12 protein-coding genes are annotated in these 15991 nt (G+C 71.4%); all 12 read left to right on the plus strand.

The genetic code is table 11. From position 1 onward, the window contains the following. Window positions 1-12 precede the first annotated feature (12 nt). The 12 genes from nuoE to ACFYXS_RS30865 all read left to right on the plus strand — a co-directional run bounded on the left by nuoE (window position 13) and on the right by ACFYXS_RS30865 (window position 15718). Window positions 13-840: an NADH-quinone oxidoreductase subunit NuoE gene (gene nuoE, locus ACFYXS_RS30810; RefSeq protein ID WP_389254379.1), complete on the plus strand. Its 828-nt coding sequence runs from the start codon at window positions 13-15 to the stop codon at window positions 838-840. Window positions 841-842: 2 nt separating this feature from the next. Next, window positions 843-2174: an NADH-quinone oxidoreductase subunit NuoF gene (nuoF, locus tag ACFYXS_RS30815; RefSeq protein WP_389254094.1), complete on the plus strand. Its 1332-nt coding sequence runs from the start codon at window positions 843-845 to the stop codon at window positions 2172-2174. Beyond that, entirely contained in the window at window positions 2171-4654 is a 2484-nt protein-coding gene (locus ACFYXS_RS30820; protein WP_389254096.1) for an NADH-quinone oxidoreductase subunit G, read from the plus strand. Before nuoF ends, ACFYXS_RS30820 begins: the two co-directional genes overlap by 4 nt. Beyond that, window positions 4654-5979 carry an NADH-quinone oxidoreductase subunit NuoH gene (gene nuoH, locus ACFYXS_RS30825; protein WP_389254099.1) on the plus strand — a complete coding sequence of 442 codons (1326 nt, stop codon included), beginning with the start codon at window positions 4654-4656 and terminating at the stop codon, window positions 5977-5979. The genes ACFYXS_RS30820 and nuoH overlap by 1 nt, the downstream gene beginning before the upstream one ends. After that, window positions 5972-6628 carry an NADH-quinone oxidoreductase subunit NuoI gene (nuoI, locus tag ACFYXS_RS30830; RefSeq protein ID WP_389254101.1) on the plus strand — a complete coding sequence of 219 codons (657 nt, stop codon included), beginning with the start codon at window positions 5972-5974 and terminating at the stop codon, window positions 6626-6628. Before nuoH ends, nuoI begins: the two co-directional genes overlap by 8 nt. Further along, on the plus strand, window positions 6625-7425 hold the full coding sequence (locus tag ACFYXS_RS30835; protein ID WP_389254103.1) for an NADH-quinone oxidoreductase subunit J: 801 nt from the start codon (window positions 6625-6627) through the stop codon (window positions 7423-7425). The genes nuoI and ACFYXS_RS30835 overlap by 4 nt, the downstream gene beginning before the upstream one ends. Next, window positions 7422-7721 carry an NADH-quinone oxidoreductase subunit NuoK gene (gene nuoK / locus ACFYXS_RS30840; RefSeq protein WP_319658407.1) on the plus strand — a complete coding sequence of 100 codons (300 nt, stop codon included), beginning with the start codon at window positions 7422-7424 and terminating at the stop codon, window positions 7719-7721. Before ACFYXS_RS30835 ends, nuoK begins: the two co-directional genes overlap by 4 nt. A 12-nt stretch (window positions 7722-7733) precedes the next feature. Further along, a complete protein-coding gene (gene nuoL / locus ACFYXS_RS30845) occupies window positions 7734-9632 on the plus strand; it encodes an NADH-quinone oxidoreductase subunit L (RefSeq protein WP_389254105.1) in 1899 nt (632 codons plus the stop codon). Between the two features lie 82 nt (window positions 9633-9714). Beyond that, window positions 9715-11310: an NADH-quinone oxidoreductase subunit M gene (locus ACFYXS_RS30850; RefSeq protein WP_389254107.1), complete on the plus strand. Its 1596-nt coding sequence runs from the start codon at window positions 9715-9717 to the stop codon at window positions 11308-11310. Continuing rightward, window positions 11307-12959, plus strand: coding sequence for an NADH-quinone oxidoreductase subunit NuoN (nuoN, locus tag ACFYXS_RS30855; RefSeq protein WP_389254109.1), 1653 nt, complete (start codon window positions 11307-11309; stop codon window positions 12957-12959). Before ACFYXS_RS30850 ends, nuoN begins: the two co-directional genes overlap by 4 nt. Before the next feature lie 378 nt (window positions 12960-13337). Next, window positions 13338-14513: an ATP-grasp domain-containing protein gene (locus ACFYXS_RS30860; RefSeq protein ID WP_389254111.1), complete on the plus strand. Its 1176-nt coding sequence runs from the start codon at window positions 13338-13340 to the stop codon at window positions 14511-14513. After that, on the plus strand, window positions 14510-15718 hold the full coding sequence (locus tag ACFYXS_RS30865; RefSeq protein ID WP_389254113.1) for an NAD(P)-binding domain-containing protein: 1209 nt from the start codon (window positions 14510-14512) through the stop codon (window positions 15716-15718). The genes ACFYXS_RS30860 and ACFYXS_RS30865 overlap by 4 nt, the downstream gene beginning before the upstream one ends. Window positions 15719-15991 lie beyond the last annotated feature (273 nt).

Here is a 15991-nt window from a genome sequence, read left to right on the forward strand (position 1 = left end):
GGCATCCCCGCGATGCCCGCGCCGGACTTCCCGGCCGACGTACGGCAGCGCCTGGAGACGGACGCGCGCGAGATCATCGCGCGCTACCCCGGCAGCCGCAGCGCCCTGCTCCCGCTGCTGCACCTGGTGCAGGCGGAGGAGGGCTACGTCTCCCGCACCGGAGTCCGCTTCTGCGCCGAGATGCTCGGGCTGACCACGGCCGAGGTGACGGCGGTGTCGACCTTCTACACCATGTACCGCCGGGCGCCGTCCGGCGAGTACCAGGTCGGGGTCTGCACCAACACCCTGTGCGCGGTGCTCGGCGGGGACGCGATCTTCGACGAGCTCAAGGAGCACCTCGGCGTCGAGAACGGCGGCACCACCGAGGACGGCAAGGTCACGCTGGAGCACATCGAGTGCAACGCGGCCTGCGACTTCGCCCCCGTGGTGATGGTCAACTGGGAGTTCTTCGACAACCAGGACCCGCAGTCGGCCAAGCGGCTCGTCGACGACCTGCGCGCCGGCCGGACCGTCGAGCCCACCCGGGGCGCTCCCTTGTGCACGTACAAGGAGACGTCCCGGATCCTCGCCGGGTTCCCCGACGAGCGCCCCGGCGCCGTCGAGGCGAGCGGCGGCGCGGGCCCGGCCTCGCTCGCGGGCCTGCGGCTCTCCCGCGGCGAGGCCCTGCCGGGTTCCGGCGGCGGAGTGCCGCGGCAGACCTCCGCCCCGCCCGGGGACGAGGCGCCGCCGGCGCACGCCAGCTCCCACGACGCCCCGCAGGAGTCCGCGGTCTCCGACCCCGACCACCCCGCCGGGCCCGTCACCGAGCAGCGCACGAACGAAGGCGAGGGGGAGCAGTGACGATGGTTGATTCGGCGGAGAAGGTGCTCGCACCCGTTCTGTCGGCCTTCTGGGACGACCCGCAGTCCTGGACGCTCAGCACCTACCGCCGGCACGAGGGGTACGAGGGCCTGCGCAAGGCGCTCGCCATGCCCCCGGACGACGTGATCGCGTTCGTCAAGGACTCGGGTCTGCGCGGCCGCGGCGGCGCCGGCTTCCCGACCGGGATGAAGTGGCAGTTCATCCCGCAGGGCGACGGCAAGCCGCACTACCTCGTCGTCAACGCCGACGAGTCGGAGCCGGGCACCTGCAAGGACATCCCCCTGCTGTTCGCCAATCCGCACTCGCTGATCGAGGGCATCGTGATCGCCTGCCACGCGATCCGCTCCCAGCACGCCTTCATCTACCTGCGCGGCGAGGTCGTCCCTGTGCTGCGGCGGCTGCACCACGCGGTCGCCGAGGCGTACGAGGCGGGCTTCCTCGGCAAGGACATCCTGGGCAGCGGCTTCGACCTGGAGCTGACCGTGCACGCCGGCGCCGGCGCGTACATCTGCGGCGAGGAGACGGCGCTCCTGGACTCCCTGGAGGGCCGGCGCGGTCAGCCCCGGCTGCGGCCGCCCTTCCCGGCGGTCGAGGGCCTGTACGCGTGCCCGACGGTGGTCAACAACGTCGAGTCGATCGCCTCGGTGCCCGCGATCCTCACCAAGGGCAAGGAGTGGTTCCGCTCCATGGGCAGCGAGAAGTCCCCGGGCTTCACGCTGTACTCGCTGAGCGGCCATGTCGCCAACCCCGGCCAGTACGAGGCACCGCTCGGGGTGACGCTGCGTCAGCTGCTCGGGCTGAGCGGCGGCATGCGGTCGGGTCACAAGCTCAAGTTCTGGACGCCGGGCGGCTCTTCCACCCCGATGTTCACCGACGAGCACCTCGACGTCCCGCTGGACTACGAGGGCGTCGGCGCCGCCGGATCGATGCTCGGCACCAAGGCGCTGCAGTGCTTCGACGAGACGACCTGCGTGGTGCGCGCCGTCACCCGCTGGACCGAGTTCTACGCCCACGAGTCCTGCGGCAAGTGCACCCCCTGCCGCGAGGGCACGTACTGGCTCGTCCAGTTGCTGCGCGACATCGAGGCAGGCAAGGGCACGCTCGCCGATCTCGACAAGCTCGCCGACATCGCCGACAACATCAACGGCAAGTCCTTCTGCGCCCTCGGCGACGGAGCGGCCAGCCCGATCTTCTCCTCCCTGAAGTACTTCCGCGACGAGTACGTGGAGCACCTGGAGGGCCGCGGCTGCCCCTTCGACCCGTCCAAGTCCACGGTCTGGGCCGACAAGTCTCACCTGGAGGTGAACGCGTGACCGTCACCACGAACGCCGCTTCCGGAGAGGCAGCGGTGCCGCCCGAGGACCTGGTGTCCGTCACCATCGACGGCATCGAACTGTCCGTGCCCAAGGGCACGCTGGTGATCCGGGCCGCCGAACTGATCGGGATCGAGATCCCGCGCTTCTGCGACCACCCGCTCCTGGACCCGGTCGGCGCCTGCCGGCAGTGCATCGTCGAGGTCGAGGGCCAGCGCAAGCCCATGGCGTCGTGCACGATCACCTGCACGGACGGCATGGTCGTACGGACCCAGCTCACCTCCGGCGTCGCCGAGAAGGCCCAGCGCGGGGTGATGGAGCTGCTGCTCATCAACCACCCGCTGGACTGCCCCGTCTGCGACAAGGGCGGCGAGTGCCCGCTGCAGAACCAGGCGATGTCCGCCGGCCAGGCCGACACCCGCTTCGCGGGACGCAAGCGGACCTACGCCAAGCCGATGCCGATCTCCACCCAGATCCTGCTGGACCGCGAGCGGTGCGTGCTGTGCGCGCGCTGCACCCGCTTCTCCGAGCAGGTGGCGGGCGACCCGATGATCGAGCTGCTGGAGCGCGGCGCGCTGGAGCAGGTCGGCATCGGGGACGGCGACCCCTTCCAGTCGTACTTCTCCGGCAACACCATCCAGATCTGCCCGGTCGGCGCGCTCACCTCGGCGGCCTACCGGTTCCGCTCCCGCCCCTTCGACCTGGTCTCCTCGCCGAGCGTGTGCGAGCACTGCGCGGGCGGCTGCGCCACCCGCACCGACCACCGGCGCGGCAAGGTCATGCGGCGGCTCGCGCAGGACGACCCCGAGGTCAACGAGGAGTGGATCTGCGACAAGGGCCGGTTCGGTTTCCGCTACGCGCAGCGGCCCGAGCGGCTCACCACGCCGCTGGTGCGCAACGCCGGCAGCGGTGAGCTGGAGCCGGCGAGCTGGCCGGAGGCGCTGGAGGCGGCGGCCCGCGGGCTCGCCGCGGCCGGCGGCCGCACCGGCGTGCTGCCCGGTGGCCGGCTGACCGTCGAGGACGCGTACGCGTACGCCAAGTTCGCCCGCGTCGTCCTGGACACCAATGACGTCGACTTCCGGGCCCGCGCGCACTCCGCGGAGGAGGCCGACTTCCTGGCCGCCGCCGTGGCGGGCCGCGGACGGGACCTGTCGGGCGACGGCGTCACCTACACCCTGCTGGAGAAGGCCCCGGCGGTGCTGCTGGCCGGGCTGGAGGCCGAGGAGGAGGCGCCCGGCGTCTTCCTGCGACTGCGCAAGGCCTGGCGCAAACACGGGCAACGCACCTTCGCGCTGGCCCCGTTCGCCACCCGCGGACTGGGCAAGGCCGGCGGCACGCTGCTGCCCGCCGCGCCCGGCACCGAGACCGAGTGGCTGGACGCGCTCGCCGGTGGTGTGGGCCTGGAGGCCAACGGCCGCGCGGCGCACGAGGCGCTGCGTGCCGAGGGCGCGGTGGTCCTGGTCGGTGAGCGGCTGGCGGCCGTGCCCGGCGCGCTGACCGCGGTGCTCCGGCTGGCCGAGGCCAGCGGCGCCCGCCTGGCGTGGATCCCGCGCCGGGCCGGTGAGCGCGGCGCGGTCGAGGCGGGCGCCCTGCCGGGGCTGCTGCCCGGCGGCCGCCCGGTGCTCGACCCGCGCGCCCGCGACGAGGTCGCCGCGGTCTGGGGCGTGGCCACGCTCCCGTCCCGCTTCGGCCGCGACACCGCCGCGATCGTCGAGGCGGCGGCGGCCGGCGAACTCGGCGCGCTGCTCGTGGGCGGCGTGGAGGTCGCCGACCTGCCCGACCCGGCCAAGGCCCGTGAGGCCCTGGACGCGGTCGGCTTCGTGGTGAGCCTGGAGCAGCGGCCGAGCGAGGTCACGGCGCGGGCGGACGTCGTCCTTCCGGTGGCCGCGGTCGCCGAGAAGGCCGGCACCTTCCTCAACTGGGAGGGCCGGGTGCGGCTCTTCGAGACCGCGATCAAGCCGGCCCAGCAGGTCCAGCGCCACCAGTTCCCGGACGCCCGGGTGCTGACGATGCTGGCCGACGCGCTCGACGTCCCCCTCGGCCTCGCCGATGTGAAGGCGGCGCGCGCCGAACTCACCCGGCTCGCCCCGTTCGACGGCCCGCGCGCCACCGCGCCGCGCGAGACCGGCCGCCCGATCCCCAAGCCGGGCGTCGGCGAGGCCGTCCTCGCCGGTCACCGGCTGCTGCTCGACCAGGGCCTGCTCCAGCAGGGCGACGACGCCCTCGCCGGCACCCGCCACCCGGCGGTCGCCCGCCTGTCGGCGGCCACGGCGGAGGAGATCGGCCTCATCGACGGTGCCGAGGCCGAGATCACCGGCCCCGCCGGTGCCGTACGGCTCCCGCTGATGGTGACCGAGATGCCCGACCGCGTCGTGTGGCTGCCGCTGAACTCCGTGGGCGGCGGCCTCGTCTCGGACACCGGTGCCCTGCCCGGCCAGGTCGTCAAGGTGGCCGCGCCCACGAAGGAGGTGGCCCAGTGATGACGATGTCCGTCGAGGACCTGTCCATGTTCGGGCGGGACCCGTGGTGGCTGATCGCCATCAAGGCGGTCTTCTGCTTCGCGTTCCTGATGCTGACCGTGCTGTTCTCCATCGTGTGGGAGCGCAAGGTCGTCGCCTGGATGCAGCTGCGCATCGGCCCCAACCGGCACGGGCCCTGGGGCATGCTCCAGTCGCTCGCCGACGGCGTGAAGCTGATGCTCAAGGAAGACCTGATCGTCAAGAAGGCCGACGCGGTCGTCTACGTGCTGGCCCCGATCGTGGCGGCCATCCCGGCGTTCATGGCGATCGCGGTGATCCCCTTCGGTCCGGCCGACAACGAGGTCTCGATCTTCGGCCACCGCACGCCGATGCAGCTCACCGACCTGCCGATCGGCATCCTGTTCATCCTGGCCACCGCGTCCGTCGGCATCTACGGCATCGTGCTGGCCGGCTGGTCGTCCGGCTCGACGTACCCGCTGCTCGGCGGCCTGCGCTCCTGCGCGCAGATGATCTCGTACGAGATCGCGATGGGCGTCGCCTTCGCGTCGGTGTTCCTCTACTCCGGCTCGATGTCGACCTCGCAGATCGTCGCCCAGCAGCACGACCGCTGGTACATCGTGCTGCTGCCGGTGTCCTTCATCATCTACATCGGCACGATGGTCGGTGAGACCAACCGCGCCCCCTTCGACATGCCGGAGTCCGAGGGCGACCTGGTCGGCGGCTTCAACACCGAGTACTCCTCGATCAAGTTCGCGCTCTTCATGCTCGCCGAGTACGTGAACATGGTGACCGTCTCGGCGGTCGCGACCACCCTCTTCCTGGGCGGCTGGCGGGCCCCGTGGCCGATCAGCACCTTCTGGGAGGGCGCCAACCACGGCTGGTGGCCGCTGCTGTGGTTCGTGGTCAAGGTCCAGCTGCTGCTCTTCCTCTTCATCTGGCTGCGCGGCACGCTGCCCCGCGTGCGCTACGACCAGCTGATGAAGCTGGGCTGGAAGGTGCTCATCCCGGTCTCGATGGTGTGGCTGATGCTCGTCGCCACCGTCCGGGCACTGCGGAACGAGAACTACGGCTTCCAGTCGATCCTGCTCTACGTCGGCGGTGCCGTCGTCCTGCTGCTCCTGGTCTCGCTCGCCTTCGACGTCCTGCGGGACCGCGGCGACAAGGACAAGGAGGCGGCCGCCGAGGCGGGGCCGCCGGAGCCGTTCGACCCCATGGCGGGCGGGTACCCCGTGCCGCCGCTGCCCGGCCAGGAGCTGCCGCACGTCCCGCGGCGGCCGTCCCGTGCGGAGCGTCAACTCGTAGGCAAGGAGGCCGACGATGCCTGAGTTCCTGGGCCCGGTCGCGGGCTTCGGCGTGACCTTCAAGGCCATGTTCAAGAAGCGGCTGACCGAGCAGTACCCCGAGGAGAAGAAGCCGACCGCACCGCGGTTCCACGGCCGTCACCAGCTCAACCGTCACCCGGACGGGCTGGAGAAGTGCGTCGGCTGCGAACTGTGCGCCTGGGCCTGCCCCGCCGACGCGATCTACGTCGAGGGCGCCGACAACACCGACGAGGAGCGCTACTCGCCGGGAGAGCGCTACGGCCGCGTCTACCAGATCAACTACGCCCGCTGCATCCTGTGCGGGCTGTGCATCGAGGCCTGCCCGACGCGGGCGCTGACGATGACCAACGAGTACGAACTCGCCGACAGCAGCCGCGAGTCGCTGATCTTCACCAAGGAGCAGCTGCTCGCCGGCCTGGACGAGGGCATGGTCGAGGCCCCGCACTCGATCTTCCCCGGTACCGACGAGGGCGACTACTACCGCGGCGTGGTCACGCACGCGGCCCCCGGCACCGTCCGGCAGGTCGCGGTCTCCAAGGGCGAGAAGCCCGACGAGACGGTGCAGGACGAGCCGGAGGGCGACGGGACGGGCGACGTGCGGGTCCCCGCGACCGGCGGCACCGCTCCGGCCGGGACGGGAGACGAGGCATGAACGGGCTGACCACGCTGGCGGCCGGGTACACCACCTCCACCGGGGAGGCGGTCCAGTTCTGGGTGCTGGGCACCGTCGCGGTGCTGGGCGCACTCGCGACCGTGCTGATGAAGAAGGCCGTGCACAGCGCACTGTCGCTCGCCGGGACGATGATCGTCCTGGCGGTCTTCTATCTGGCCCAGGGCGCGTACTTCCTCGGCGTCGTGCAGATCGTCGTCTACACCGGCGCGATCATGATGCTCTTCCTCTTCGTCGTCATGCTGGTCGGCATCACCGCCGCCGACTCGCTCAAGGAGACGCTGAAGGGGCAGCGCTGGCTCGCCGCCGCGGCCGGGATCGGCTTCGGCGTCCTGCTGATCGCGGGCATCGCCAATGCCTCGCTCAAGCAGTTCACCGGGCTCGGCCAGGCCAACGCCGGCGGCAACGTCGAGGGACTGGCCTCGCTGATCTTCACCAAGTACGTGTGGGCCTTCGAGATCACCGGCGCGCTGCTGATCACCGCGGCCATCGGCGCGATGGTCCTCACCCACCGCGAGCGCACCGAGGCCCGCGCCACCCAGCGCGAACTGGCCGAGCGGCGGGTGCGCGAGGGCAAGCAGCTCCCCCCGCTCCCCGCACCGGGCGTCTACGCCCGCAACAACGCGGTCGACGTCCCCGGCCTGCTGCCGGACGGCACGGTCTCCGAGCTCAGCGTCAGCCCGACGCTGCGCGGGCGCGGCCAGTACCGCGACGTCTCCGCCGAGGCGGTCGCCAAGGTCGCCGAGCTGGAGCAGCGCACTGAGGAGGCGTCGAAGTGAACCCGGTCAACTACCTGTACCTGGCGGCGCTGCTGTTCACCATCGGCGCGGCCGGGGTGCTGATCCGGCGCAACGCGATCATCGTCTTCATGTGCATCGAGCTGATGCTGAACGCCTCCAACCTGGCGTTCGTCACCTTCTCCCGGATGCACGGCAACCTCGACGGCCAGATCATCGCCTTCTTCACGATGGTCGTCGCCGCCGCGGAAGTGGTCGTGGGCCTCGCGATCATCGTGACGATCTTCCGCTCCCGCCACTCGGCCTCGGTCGACGACGCCAGCCTGATGAAGCTCTAAGGGGTAGCGACAGTGGACTACTTGATCGGATGGCTCGTCCTCCTGCCGCTGCTGGGCGCCGGTGCGCTGCTCACCGGCGGACGGAGGCTGGACCGTACGGGCCACTGGATCGGCACCGTGCTCGCGGCCGCGTCCTTCGTCGTCGCGGCGGTGCTGTTCTTCGACATGCTCGGCCGCAGCGGGGAGCAGCGCGCGCTGCACTCGACCGCGTTCACCTGGATCTCGGTCGGCGGTTTCCATGCCGACGTCGCCTTCCAGCTCGACCAGCTGTCGATGACCTTCGCCCTGCTGATCACCGGTGTGGGCACGCTGATCCACATCTACTCGATCGGCTACATGGAGCACGACGAGCGGCGCCGCCGCTTCTTCGGCTACCTCAACCTCTTCCTCGCGGCGATGCTCCTGCTGGTGCTCGCCGACAACTACCTGCTGCTGTACGTCGGCTGGGAGGGCGTGGGCCTGGCCTCGTACCTGCTCATCGGCTTCTGGCAGCACAAGCCCAGCGCGGCGACGGCGGCCAAGAAGGCGTTCATCGTCAACCGCGTCGGTGACGTCGGCCTGTCCATCGCGATCATGCTGATGTTCACCACCTTCGGCACCTTCACCTTCGAGCCGCTCTTCGGCCAGGTGGACAAGGCGGGCGAGGGGATCCTGACCGGCATCGGCCTGATGCTGCTGCTCGCCGCCTGCGGCAAGTCGGCCCAGGTCCCGCTGCAGTCCTGGCTCGGCGACGCGATGGAGGGCCCGACCCCGGTCTCGGCCCTGATCCACGCGGCGACGATGGTGACCGCGGGCGTCTACCTGATCACCCGCTCCGGCGTGATCTTCAACGCCGCGCCCACCGCCCAGGTGGCCGTGGTCACGGTCGGCGCGGTCACGCTGCTCTTCGGTGCGATCGTCGGTTGCGCGAAGGACGACATCAAGAAGGCGCTGGCCGGCTCCACGATGTCGCAGATCGGCTACATGGTGATGGCCGCGGGCCTCGGCCCGATCGGCTACGTCTTCGCGATCATGCACCTCGTCACCCACGGCTTCTTCAAGGCCGGACTCTTCCTCGGCGCCGGATCGGTCATGCACGGCATGAACGACGAGGTGGACATGCGCAAGTACGGCGCGCTGCGGAAGTACATGCCGATCACCTTCGTCACCTTCGGGCTCGGCTACCTGGCCATCATCGGCTTCCCCGGCCTGTCCGGCTTCTTCTCCAAGGACAAGATCATCGAGGCCGCCTTCGCCAAGGGCGGCACCGAGGGCTGGATCCTCGGCGGCGCGGCCCTGCTGGGCGCGGCGATCACCGCGTTCTACATGACCCGCGTGATGCTGATGACCTTCTTCGGCGAGAAGCGCTGGCAGCCCGACGCGGAGGGCCACGAGCCGCACCCGCACGAGTCGCCCCGGTCGATGACGATCCCCATGATCGTCCTGGCCTTCGGCTCGGTCTTCGCGGGCTTCCTGTTCAGCTTCAACGAGTCCTTCGTGAAGTGGCTGGAACCCGTCACCGGCCACGAGGAGGGGCACTCGCCGATCGGCGCCGGCGCCGTCACCGCCGCGACCCTCGTGGTGATGCTCCTCGGTGTGGGCCTGGCCTGGGCCGTGTACGGCCGCCGCCCGGTCCCCGCCGTCGCCCCGCGCGGCAACCTGCTGACCCGCGCCGCCCGGCGCGACCTGCTCCAGGACGACTTCAACCACGTCGCCCTGGTGCTGCCCGGCGAGTACCTCACCCGCGGCCTGGTCTACGTGGACCACAAGGGTGTGGACGGCGTCGTGAACGGCACCGCGGCCGCCGTCGGCGGCCTCTCCGGCCGGATGCGGCGCCTCCAGAACGGCTACGTACGCAGCTACGCCGTGTCGATGCTGGCCGGCACCGCGGTGCTGGTGGCGGCGACGCTGCTGATGCGGGGGGTGGCGTGATGCGGCTCCACCGGCCCGGCACGGCAGCCGTACCCGTCCTCCCGGCCGCCCAGCGGCTCCCGCTCATGAGGGGTGTTGCCTGATGTCCTTCCCCCTGCTCACCGTGACCGCCGGGCTCCCGGCGCTCGGGGCGATCGCCACGGCCGCCGTCCCGGCGGCCCGGCGAGGGACCGCGAAATGGCTCGCGCTGGGCGTGTCCCTGGCCACGTTCGTGCTCGCCGCGCTCGTGGTCGCCCGCTTCGAGCCGGGCGGCGCGCGCTACCAGCTGACCGAGTCGCACCCCTGGATCGCCAGCTTCGGCGTCCGCTACGAGCTGGGCGTCGACGGCATCGCGGTCGCGCTCATCGGGCTCACCGCGCTGCTCATCCCCTTCGTCATCGCGGCCGGCTGGCACGACGCGGACCCGCTGGAGGAGAAGAACCCCAACCGCCGCTGGCGGCCGACGCAGGGCTTCTTCGCGCTGATCCTGCTGGTCGAGGCGATGGTGATCATCTCCTTCGAGGCCACCGACGTCTTCCTCTTCTACATCTTCTTCGAGGCCATGCTCATCCCGATGTACTTCCTCATCGGAGGCTTCGGGGACCGTGCCCACGAGCACGGCGAGGAGGAGGCGGCCCGTCAGCGCTCGTACGCGGCCGTGAAGTTCCTGCTCTACAACCTGGTCGGCGGACTGATCATGCTGGCCGCCGTCATCGGGCTGTACGCGGTCACCGCCGACCAGCTCGGTCAGGGCACCTTCTCCCTCCAGGAGATCCTGAACGCGCGGGCGGCGGGCAAGCTGGACATGTCCGCCACCGCCGAACGCGCCCTGTTCCTCGGCTTCTTCTTCGCCTTCGCCGTCAAGGCCCCGCTGTGGCCGCTGCACACCTGGCTGCCCAACGCGATGGGGGAGTCCACGGCGCCGGTCGCCGTGCTCATCACCGCGGTCGTCGACAAGGTCGGCACCTTCGCGATGCTCCGCTTCTGCCTCCAGCTCTTCCCGGAGGCCAGCAAGTGGGCGACGCCGGTGATCCTGGTGCTGGCGGTGATCAGCATCATCTACGGCGCCCTGCTCGCCATCGGCCAGCGGGACATCAAACGGCTGGTCGCCTACGCGTCGATCTCGCACTTCGGTTTCATCGTGCTCGGCATCTTCGCGATGACGACCCAGGGCCAGAGCGGGTCGACGCTCTACATGGTCAACCACGGCATCTCCACGGCCGCGTTGATGCTGGTCGCGGGCTTCCTGATCTCCCGGCGCGGCTCCCGGCTCATCTCCGCCTACGGCGGCGTGCAGAAGGTCGCCCCGGTCCTGGCCGGCAGCTTCCTGATCGGCGGTCTGGCCACCCTGTCACTGCCGGGGCTCGCGCCCTTCGTCAGTGAGTTCCTCGTCCTGGTCGGCACGTTCAGCCGCTACCCGGCGCTCGGCATCATCGCCACCGTCGGCATCGTGCTCGCCGCGCTGTACGTCCTCGTCCTCTACCAGCGGACGATGACCGGTCCGGTGAAGGCCGAGGTCGAGGGCATGCCCGACCTCAAGGTCCGCGAGGTCGCCGTGGTGGCCCCGCTGATCCTGCTGCTGGTCTTCCTGGGCGTCTACCCCAAGCCGGTGACCGACATCGTCAACCCGGCGGTCCAGCAGACGCTGTCCGACGTGCACAAGACCGACCCCAAGCCGGCGCTGGAGGCCTCCAAGTGAGCAGCACAGGTGCTGTCCACAGCCTGTGGACAACGGCGGCCCCGCTCGCCGCCGACAAGATCACCGCGCCGAAGATCGAGTACGCCCAGCTGGCGCCGGTGCTGATCGTCTTCGGTGCCGCCGTCCTCGGCATCCTCGTCGAGGCCTTCCTGCCGCGCCGGGCGCGCTACACCGCCCAGGTGGGGCTCGCCGTCCTCGGCATGGCCGCCGCCTTCGCCGCGATCGTGGCACTCGCGGCGGGCGGCTACGCGACCACGAAGGCGCACATCGCCGCCATGGGCGCCGTCGCCGTCGACGGCCCCGCGCTCTTCCTGCAGGGCACCATCCTGCTGGTGGGCCTGGTCGGGGTGTTCACCTTCGCCGAGCGCCGCCTCGACCCCAAGGCGCACGGCCGGCACGTGGACTCCTTCGCCGCGCAGGGCTCCGCCGTACCCGGCAGCGAGCAGGAGAAGGACGCCGTCCGGGCGGGCTTCACCACCACCGAGGTCTTCCCGCTGCTGCTGTTCGCGGTCGGCGGCATGCTGGTCTTCCCGGCCGCCAACGACCTGCTGACGCTCTTCGTGGCGCTGGAGGTCTTCTCCCTGCCGCTGTACCTGCTCTGCGCCCTGGCGCGGCGCCGGCGCGTGATGTCGCAGGAGGCCGCGGTCAAGTACTTCCTGCTGGGCGCCTTCTCCTCGGCCTTCCTGCTGTTCGGCATCGCCCTGCTGTACGGCTACGCGGGCACCGTCTCGTACTCCGGCATCGCCTCGGTCGTGGACGGCACCGCCAAGCTCACCCCGGCGCTCGCCGGCTCCTCGGGCAACGACGCGCTGCTGCTGATCGGCTCCGCGCTCGTCGGCATGGGCCTGCTGTTCAAGGTCGGCGCCGTGCCCTTCCACATGTGGACGCCGGACGTCTACGAGGGCGCCCCGACCCCGGTCACCGGCTTCATGGCCGCGGCCACCAAGGTCGCCGCCTTCGGCGCGCTGCTGCGCCTGCTGTACGTCGTGCTGCCCGAACTGCGGTGGGACTGGCGGCCGGTGCTGTGGGGCGTCGCGATCCTCACCATGCTGGTCGGCGCGATCGTGGCCGTCACGCAGACGGACGTGAAGCGCCTGCTGGCGTACTCCTCCATCGCCCACGCGGGATTCATCCTGGCCGGTGTCATCTCGACGTCGAAGGAGGGCGTCTCGTCGGTGCTCTTCTACCTGGCGGCCTACTCGTTCGTCACGCTGGGCGCCTTCGCGGTCGTCACGCTGGTGCGCGACGCGGGCGGCGAGGCCACGCACCTGTCGCGCTGGGCAGGCCTGGGGCGGCGGTCCCCGCTGGTCGCCGCGGTCTTCGCGGTCTTCCTGCTGGCCTTCGCGGGCATCCCGCTCACGTCGGGCTTCGCGGGGAAGTTCGCGGTCTTCAAGGCCGCCGCGGAGGGCGGCGCGATGCCCCTGGTGATCGTGGGTGTCCTGTCGTCGGCGATCGCGGCCTTCTTCTACATCCGCGTCATCGTGCTGATGTTCTTCAGCGAGCCCAAGGCGGACGGCCCCTCGGTCGCCGTGCCGTCGCCGCTCACGTCGACCGCGATCGCCATCGGCGTCGCCGTCACCGTGGTGCTGGGTGTGGCGCCCCAGTACTTCCTGGATCTGGCCAACCAGGCGGGCACGTTCATCCGCTGACCCCCCGTACCGCCCCCGACGCGCCCCGGAGCCCCGCTGGCTCCGGGGCGCGTCGTCGTGTGCGGGACCCAGGACGCCACCCGGAGCGTGCCCGGCCTCCGCGCGCCCCTCCGGGCCGGCCGCCACCGCACCGCTGTGACCTGCGACGGAGCGTCGGCCAACGGCCCCTGCGGCATTGCCTAAAGAGTTCGCAATGTCCGGAAAAGTCTTGCCGACGCGGTCAATTCGGGCTTAGCTTCCTTTCAGGTCACGGTCGGGGTGGGCCGATGAAACCGTGATCATTGGGGGGATTACGTGGTGAGGTCCGCGTTCGCGATCGATCCTGCCGTGCCCGGATTGATCGTGAAAATCGGTAACTATCCGCTGCACCATGGCGGGGTGGGAGCGATCCGGAGTCTGGGGAGGCTCGGCGTCCCCATGTACGCCGTCACCGAGGACCGGCGGACGCCTGCCGCCGCCTCACGGTATCTGCGCGACCGTTTCGTCTGGCCGACCACCGGACTGGAGCCCGCGGAACAACTGGTCGAGGGGTTACGCGGCATCGGGCGCCGGATCGGGCGCCCGACGGTGCTCATCCCGACCGATGAGGAGGCGGCCGTGCTCATCGCCGAGCACGCCGACGAACTCGCGGAACACTTCCTGTTCCCGCGCACCGAGGACCCGGGGCTGTCACGGCGCCTGGCGAGCAAACAGGGGCTGCACGAGCTGTGCGTCCAGTACGGCGTGCCGTCGCCGCAGGCGGCCTTCCCGGACTCCTACGAGGACGTGGAGAAGTTCGCGGCCACCGCCCGCTTCCCCGTCGTCGCCAAGAACCGGGAGGCCTTCGTGCGGCGGCGGGCACCCGCCGTACCCGGCACGACCCGGATCGCCGGGCCGCGGGAACTGCTGGACCTGGCGCGCGGCTGGGGGCCGAGGCCCGGCGTCATCCTCCAGGAGTACCTGCCGCGCGAGGAGGCCGAGGACTGGATCGTCCACGCGTACTTCGGCGCGGGCGCGGCCGAGCCGGTGCTGTTCACCGGGGTCAAGGTCCGTTCCTGGCCACCGCACGCCGGGATGACCGCCTGCGCGTACGTCGTGGCCAACCCCGAACTCGCGGAGCTGGCCGCGCAGTTCTGCAAGAGCGTCGGCTTCCAGGGAATCGCCGACCTGGACTGGCGCTACGACCGCCGCGACGGGCGCTACAAGCTGCTGGACTTCAACCCGCGGATGGGCGCCCAGTTCCGGCTCTTCGAGTCGGCGGCCGGGATCGACGTGGTCCGGGCCCAGCACCTGGACCTCACCGGCCGGGAGATCCCGCGCGCCGGCCAGCTGGAGGGCCGCCGCTTCGTCGTGGAGAACATCGACCTGCCCGCGCTGCTCGCCTACCGACGCAGCGGCTACACCACGCCCCACGCGCCCGCCCGCGCCAGCGGCACCGAGCTGGCGTGGCTGGCCGCCGACGACCTCAAGCCCTTCGTCACCATGCTCGCCCGCTTCGTCCGCCCGGGCGCGCGGCACCTGATCCAGATGTACCGGTCACGACGTCGAACCGCGTTGCGAAAGGACCCCTCATGACGACGCCCGTAGCCGTGATCGGAGCCGGGCCGTACGGCCTGTCCATCGCCGCCCACCTGCGTGAACGCGGTGTGCCCGTCCGCACCTTCGGTGATCCGATGGTCAGCTGGCGGGAGAACATGCCGGCCGGCATGGTCCTGAAGTCCACCCCGCCCGCCTCCAACATCTCCACCGGCCGGAAGGGGTACACGCTGCCGGACTTCTGCCGGGAGATGGGGGAGCGGCCGCTGGTCACCGACTGGGACCTGATCCCCTCGGAGACCTTCGTCCGCTACGGACAGTGGTTCCAGCAGCAGCTCGTGCCGGACCTGGAGCAGGTGCGCGTCGTGTCCGTCGACCGGCGGCGGGGCGGCGGCTTCGATCTCAAGCTGGACTCCGGTGAGCAGTTCCAGGCGCGGGCCGTGGTCGTCGCCAGCGGTCTGCTCGGCTTCGCCCACACCCCCGACCTGCTGCGCGGCCTGGCCCCGGACGGGCCGTCGGCCACCGCGCCGGTCTCGCACAGCTCCCAGCACACCGACCTGGGCCGGTTCGCCGGGCGGGAGGTGACCGTGGTCGGCGCGGGCCAGTCCGCTCTGGAGAGCGCCGCGCTGCTGGCGGAGGCCGGCGCGACCGTGCGCCTGCTGGCCCGTGGCCGCCGAGCGGTCGGCTTCGGCGACCCGCCGGACCGCCAGCCGCGGCTGCGGCCCGAGTCGCCCTTCGGGCGGGCCTGGTCGCTGTACGCCTTCTCGTACCACGCCCAGTACTTCCGCCCGCTGCCCGCGTCGCTGCGGCTCTACCTCGTGCGGCGCGTCCTGGGGCCGCTGGGGGCCTGGTGGCTGCGGGAGCGCTTCGAGGGGAAGGTCACGGTCAGCGAGGGCCACGCGCTGCGCAGTGCCCGTCTCGACGGCGAGGGCAAGGTCGTGCTGTCCACGGCGGCGCCCGGCGGGCGGGCCGCCGAGTTCGCCGCCGACCACGTCATCGCCGCCACCGGCTACCGCGTCGACCTGGACGCCCTGGACTTCCTCGCACCGGAGCTGCGTGCCGCGCTGACCCGCACGGGCGGGTCCCCGCGACTGGGCGCCGACTTCTCCTCCTCGGTGCCGGGGCTGTACTTCACGGGGCTGCCGGCGGCGGCCACCTTCGGGCCGGTGCTGCGCTTCGTGTGCGGCACGGAGTGGGCGTCGCCACGACTGGCCCGGGCGGTGACGGCGGCGTACGGGCGCTAGTTGTTCCGTTCACACGGCGGGCCGGGTCAGGACTCCTGACCCGGCCCGCCGCCGTCCGCCCGCACGTCCGCCCGCACGTCCGCCCGCAACGAGGCGTCCGCTGCTGCCCGCTGGTCCTCACCGGATGCGGGGAGGCGCGGAACCGCGGCTCATCCGGGTGGCCCAGTGCGCCCGCCCGGTCGCCGTGCCCGTCCCTCCGGCGCCGGACCCGCCGTCCGGGTGGTCGCCGCCGGACTCGGGCCGCCCTGCGGCCCCGTGGCCCCCGCCGTGGCC

The sequence above is a fragment of the Streptomyces sp. NPDC002574 genome, from assembly GCF_042889545.1.
Classification (GTDB): domain Bacteria; phylum Actinomycetota; class Actinomycetes; order Streptomycetales; family Streptomycetaceae; genus Actinacidiphila.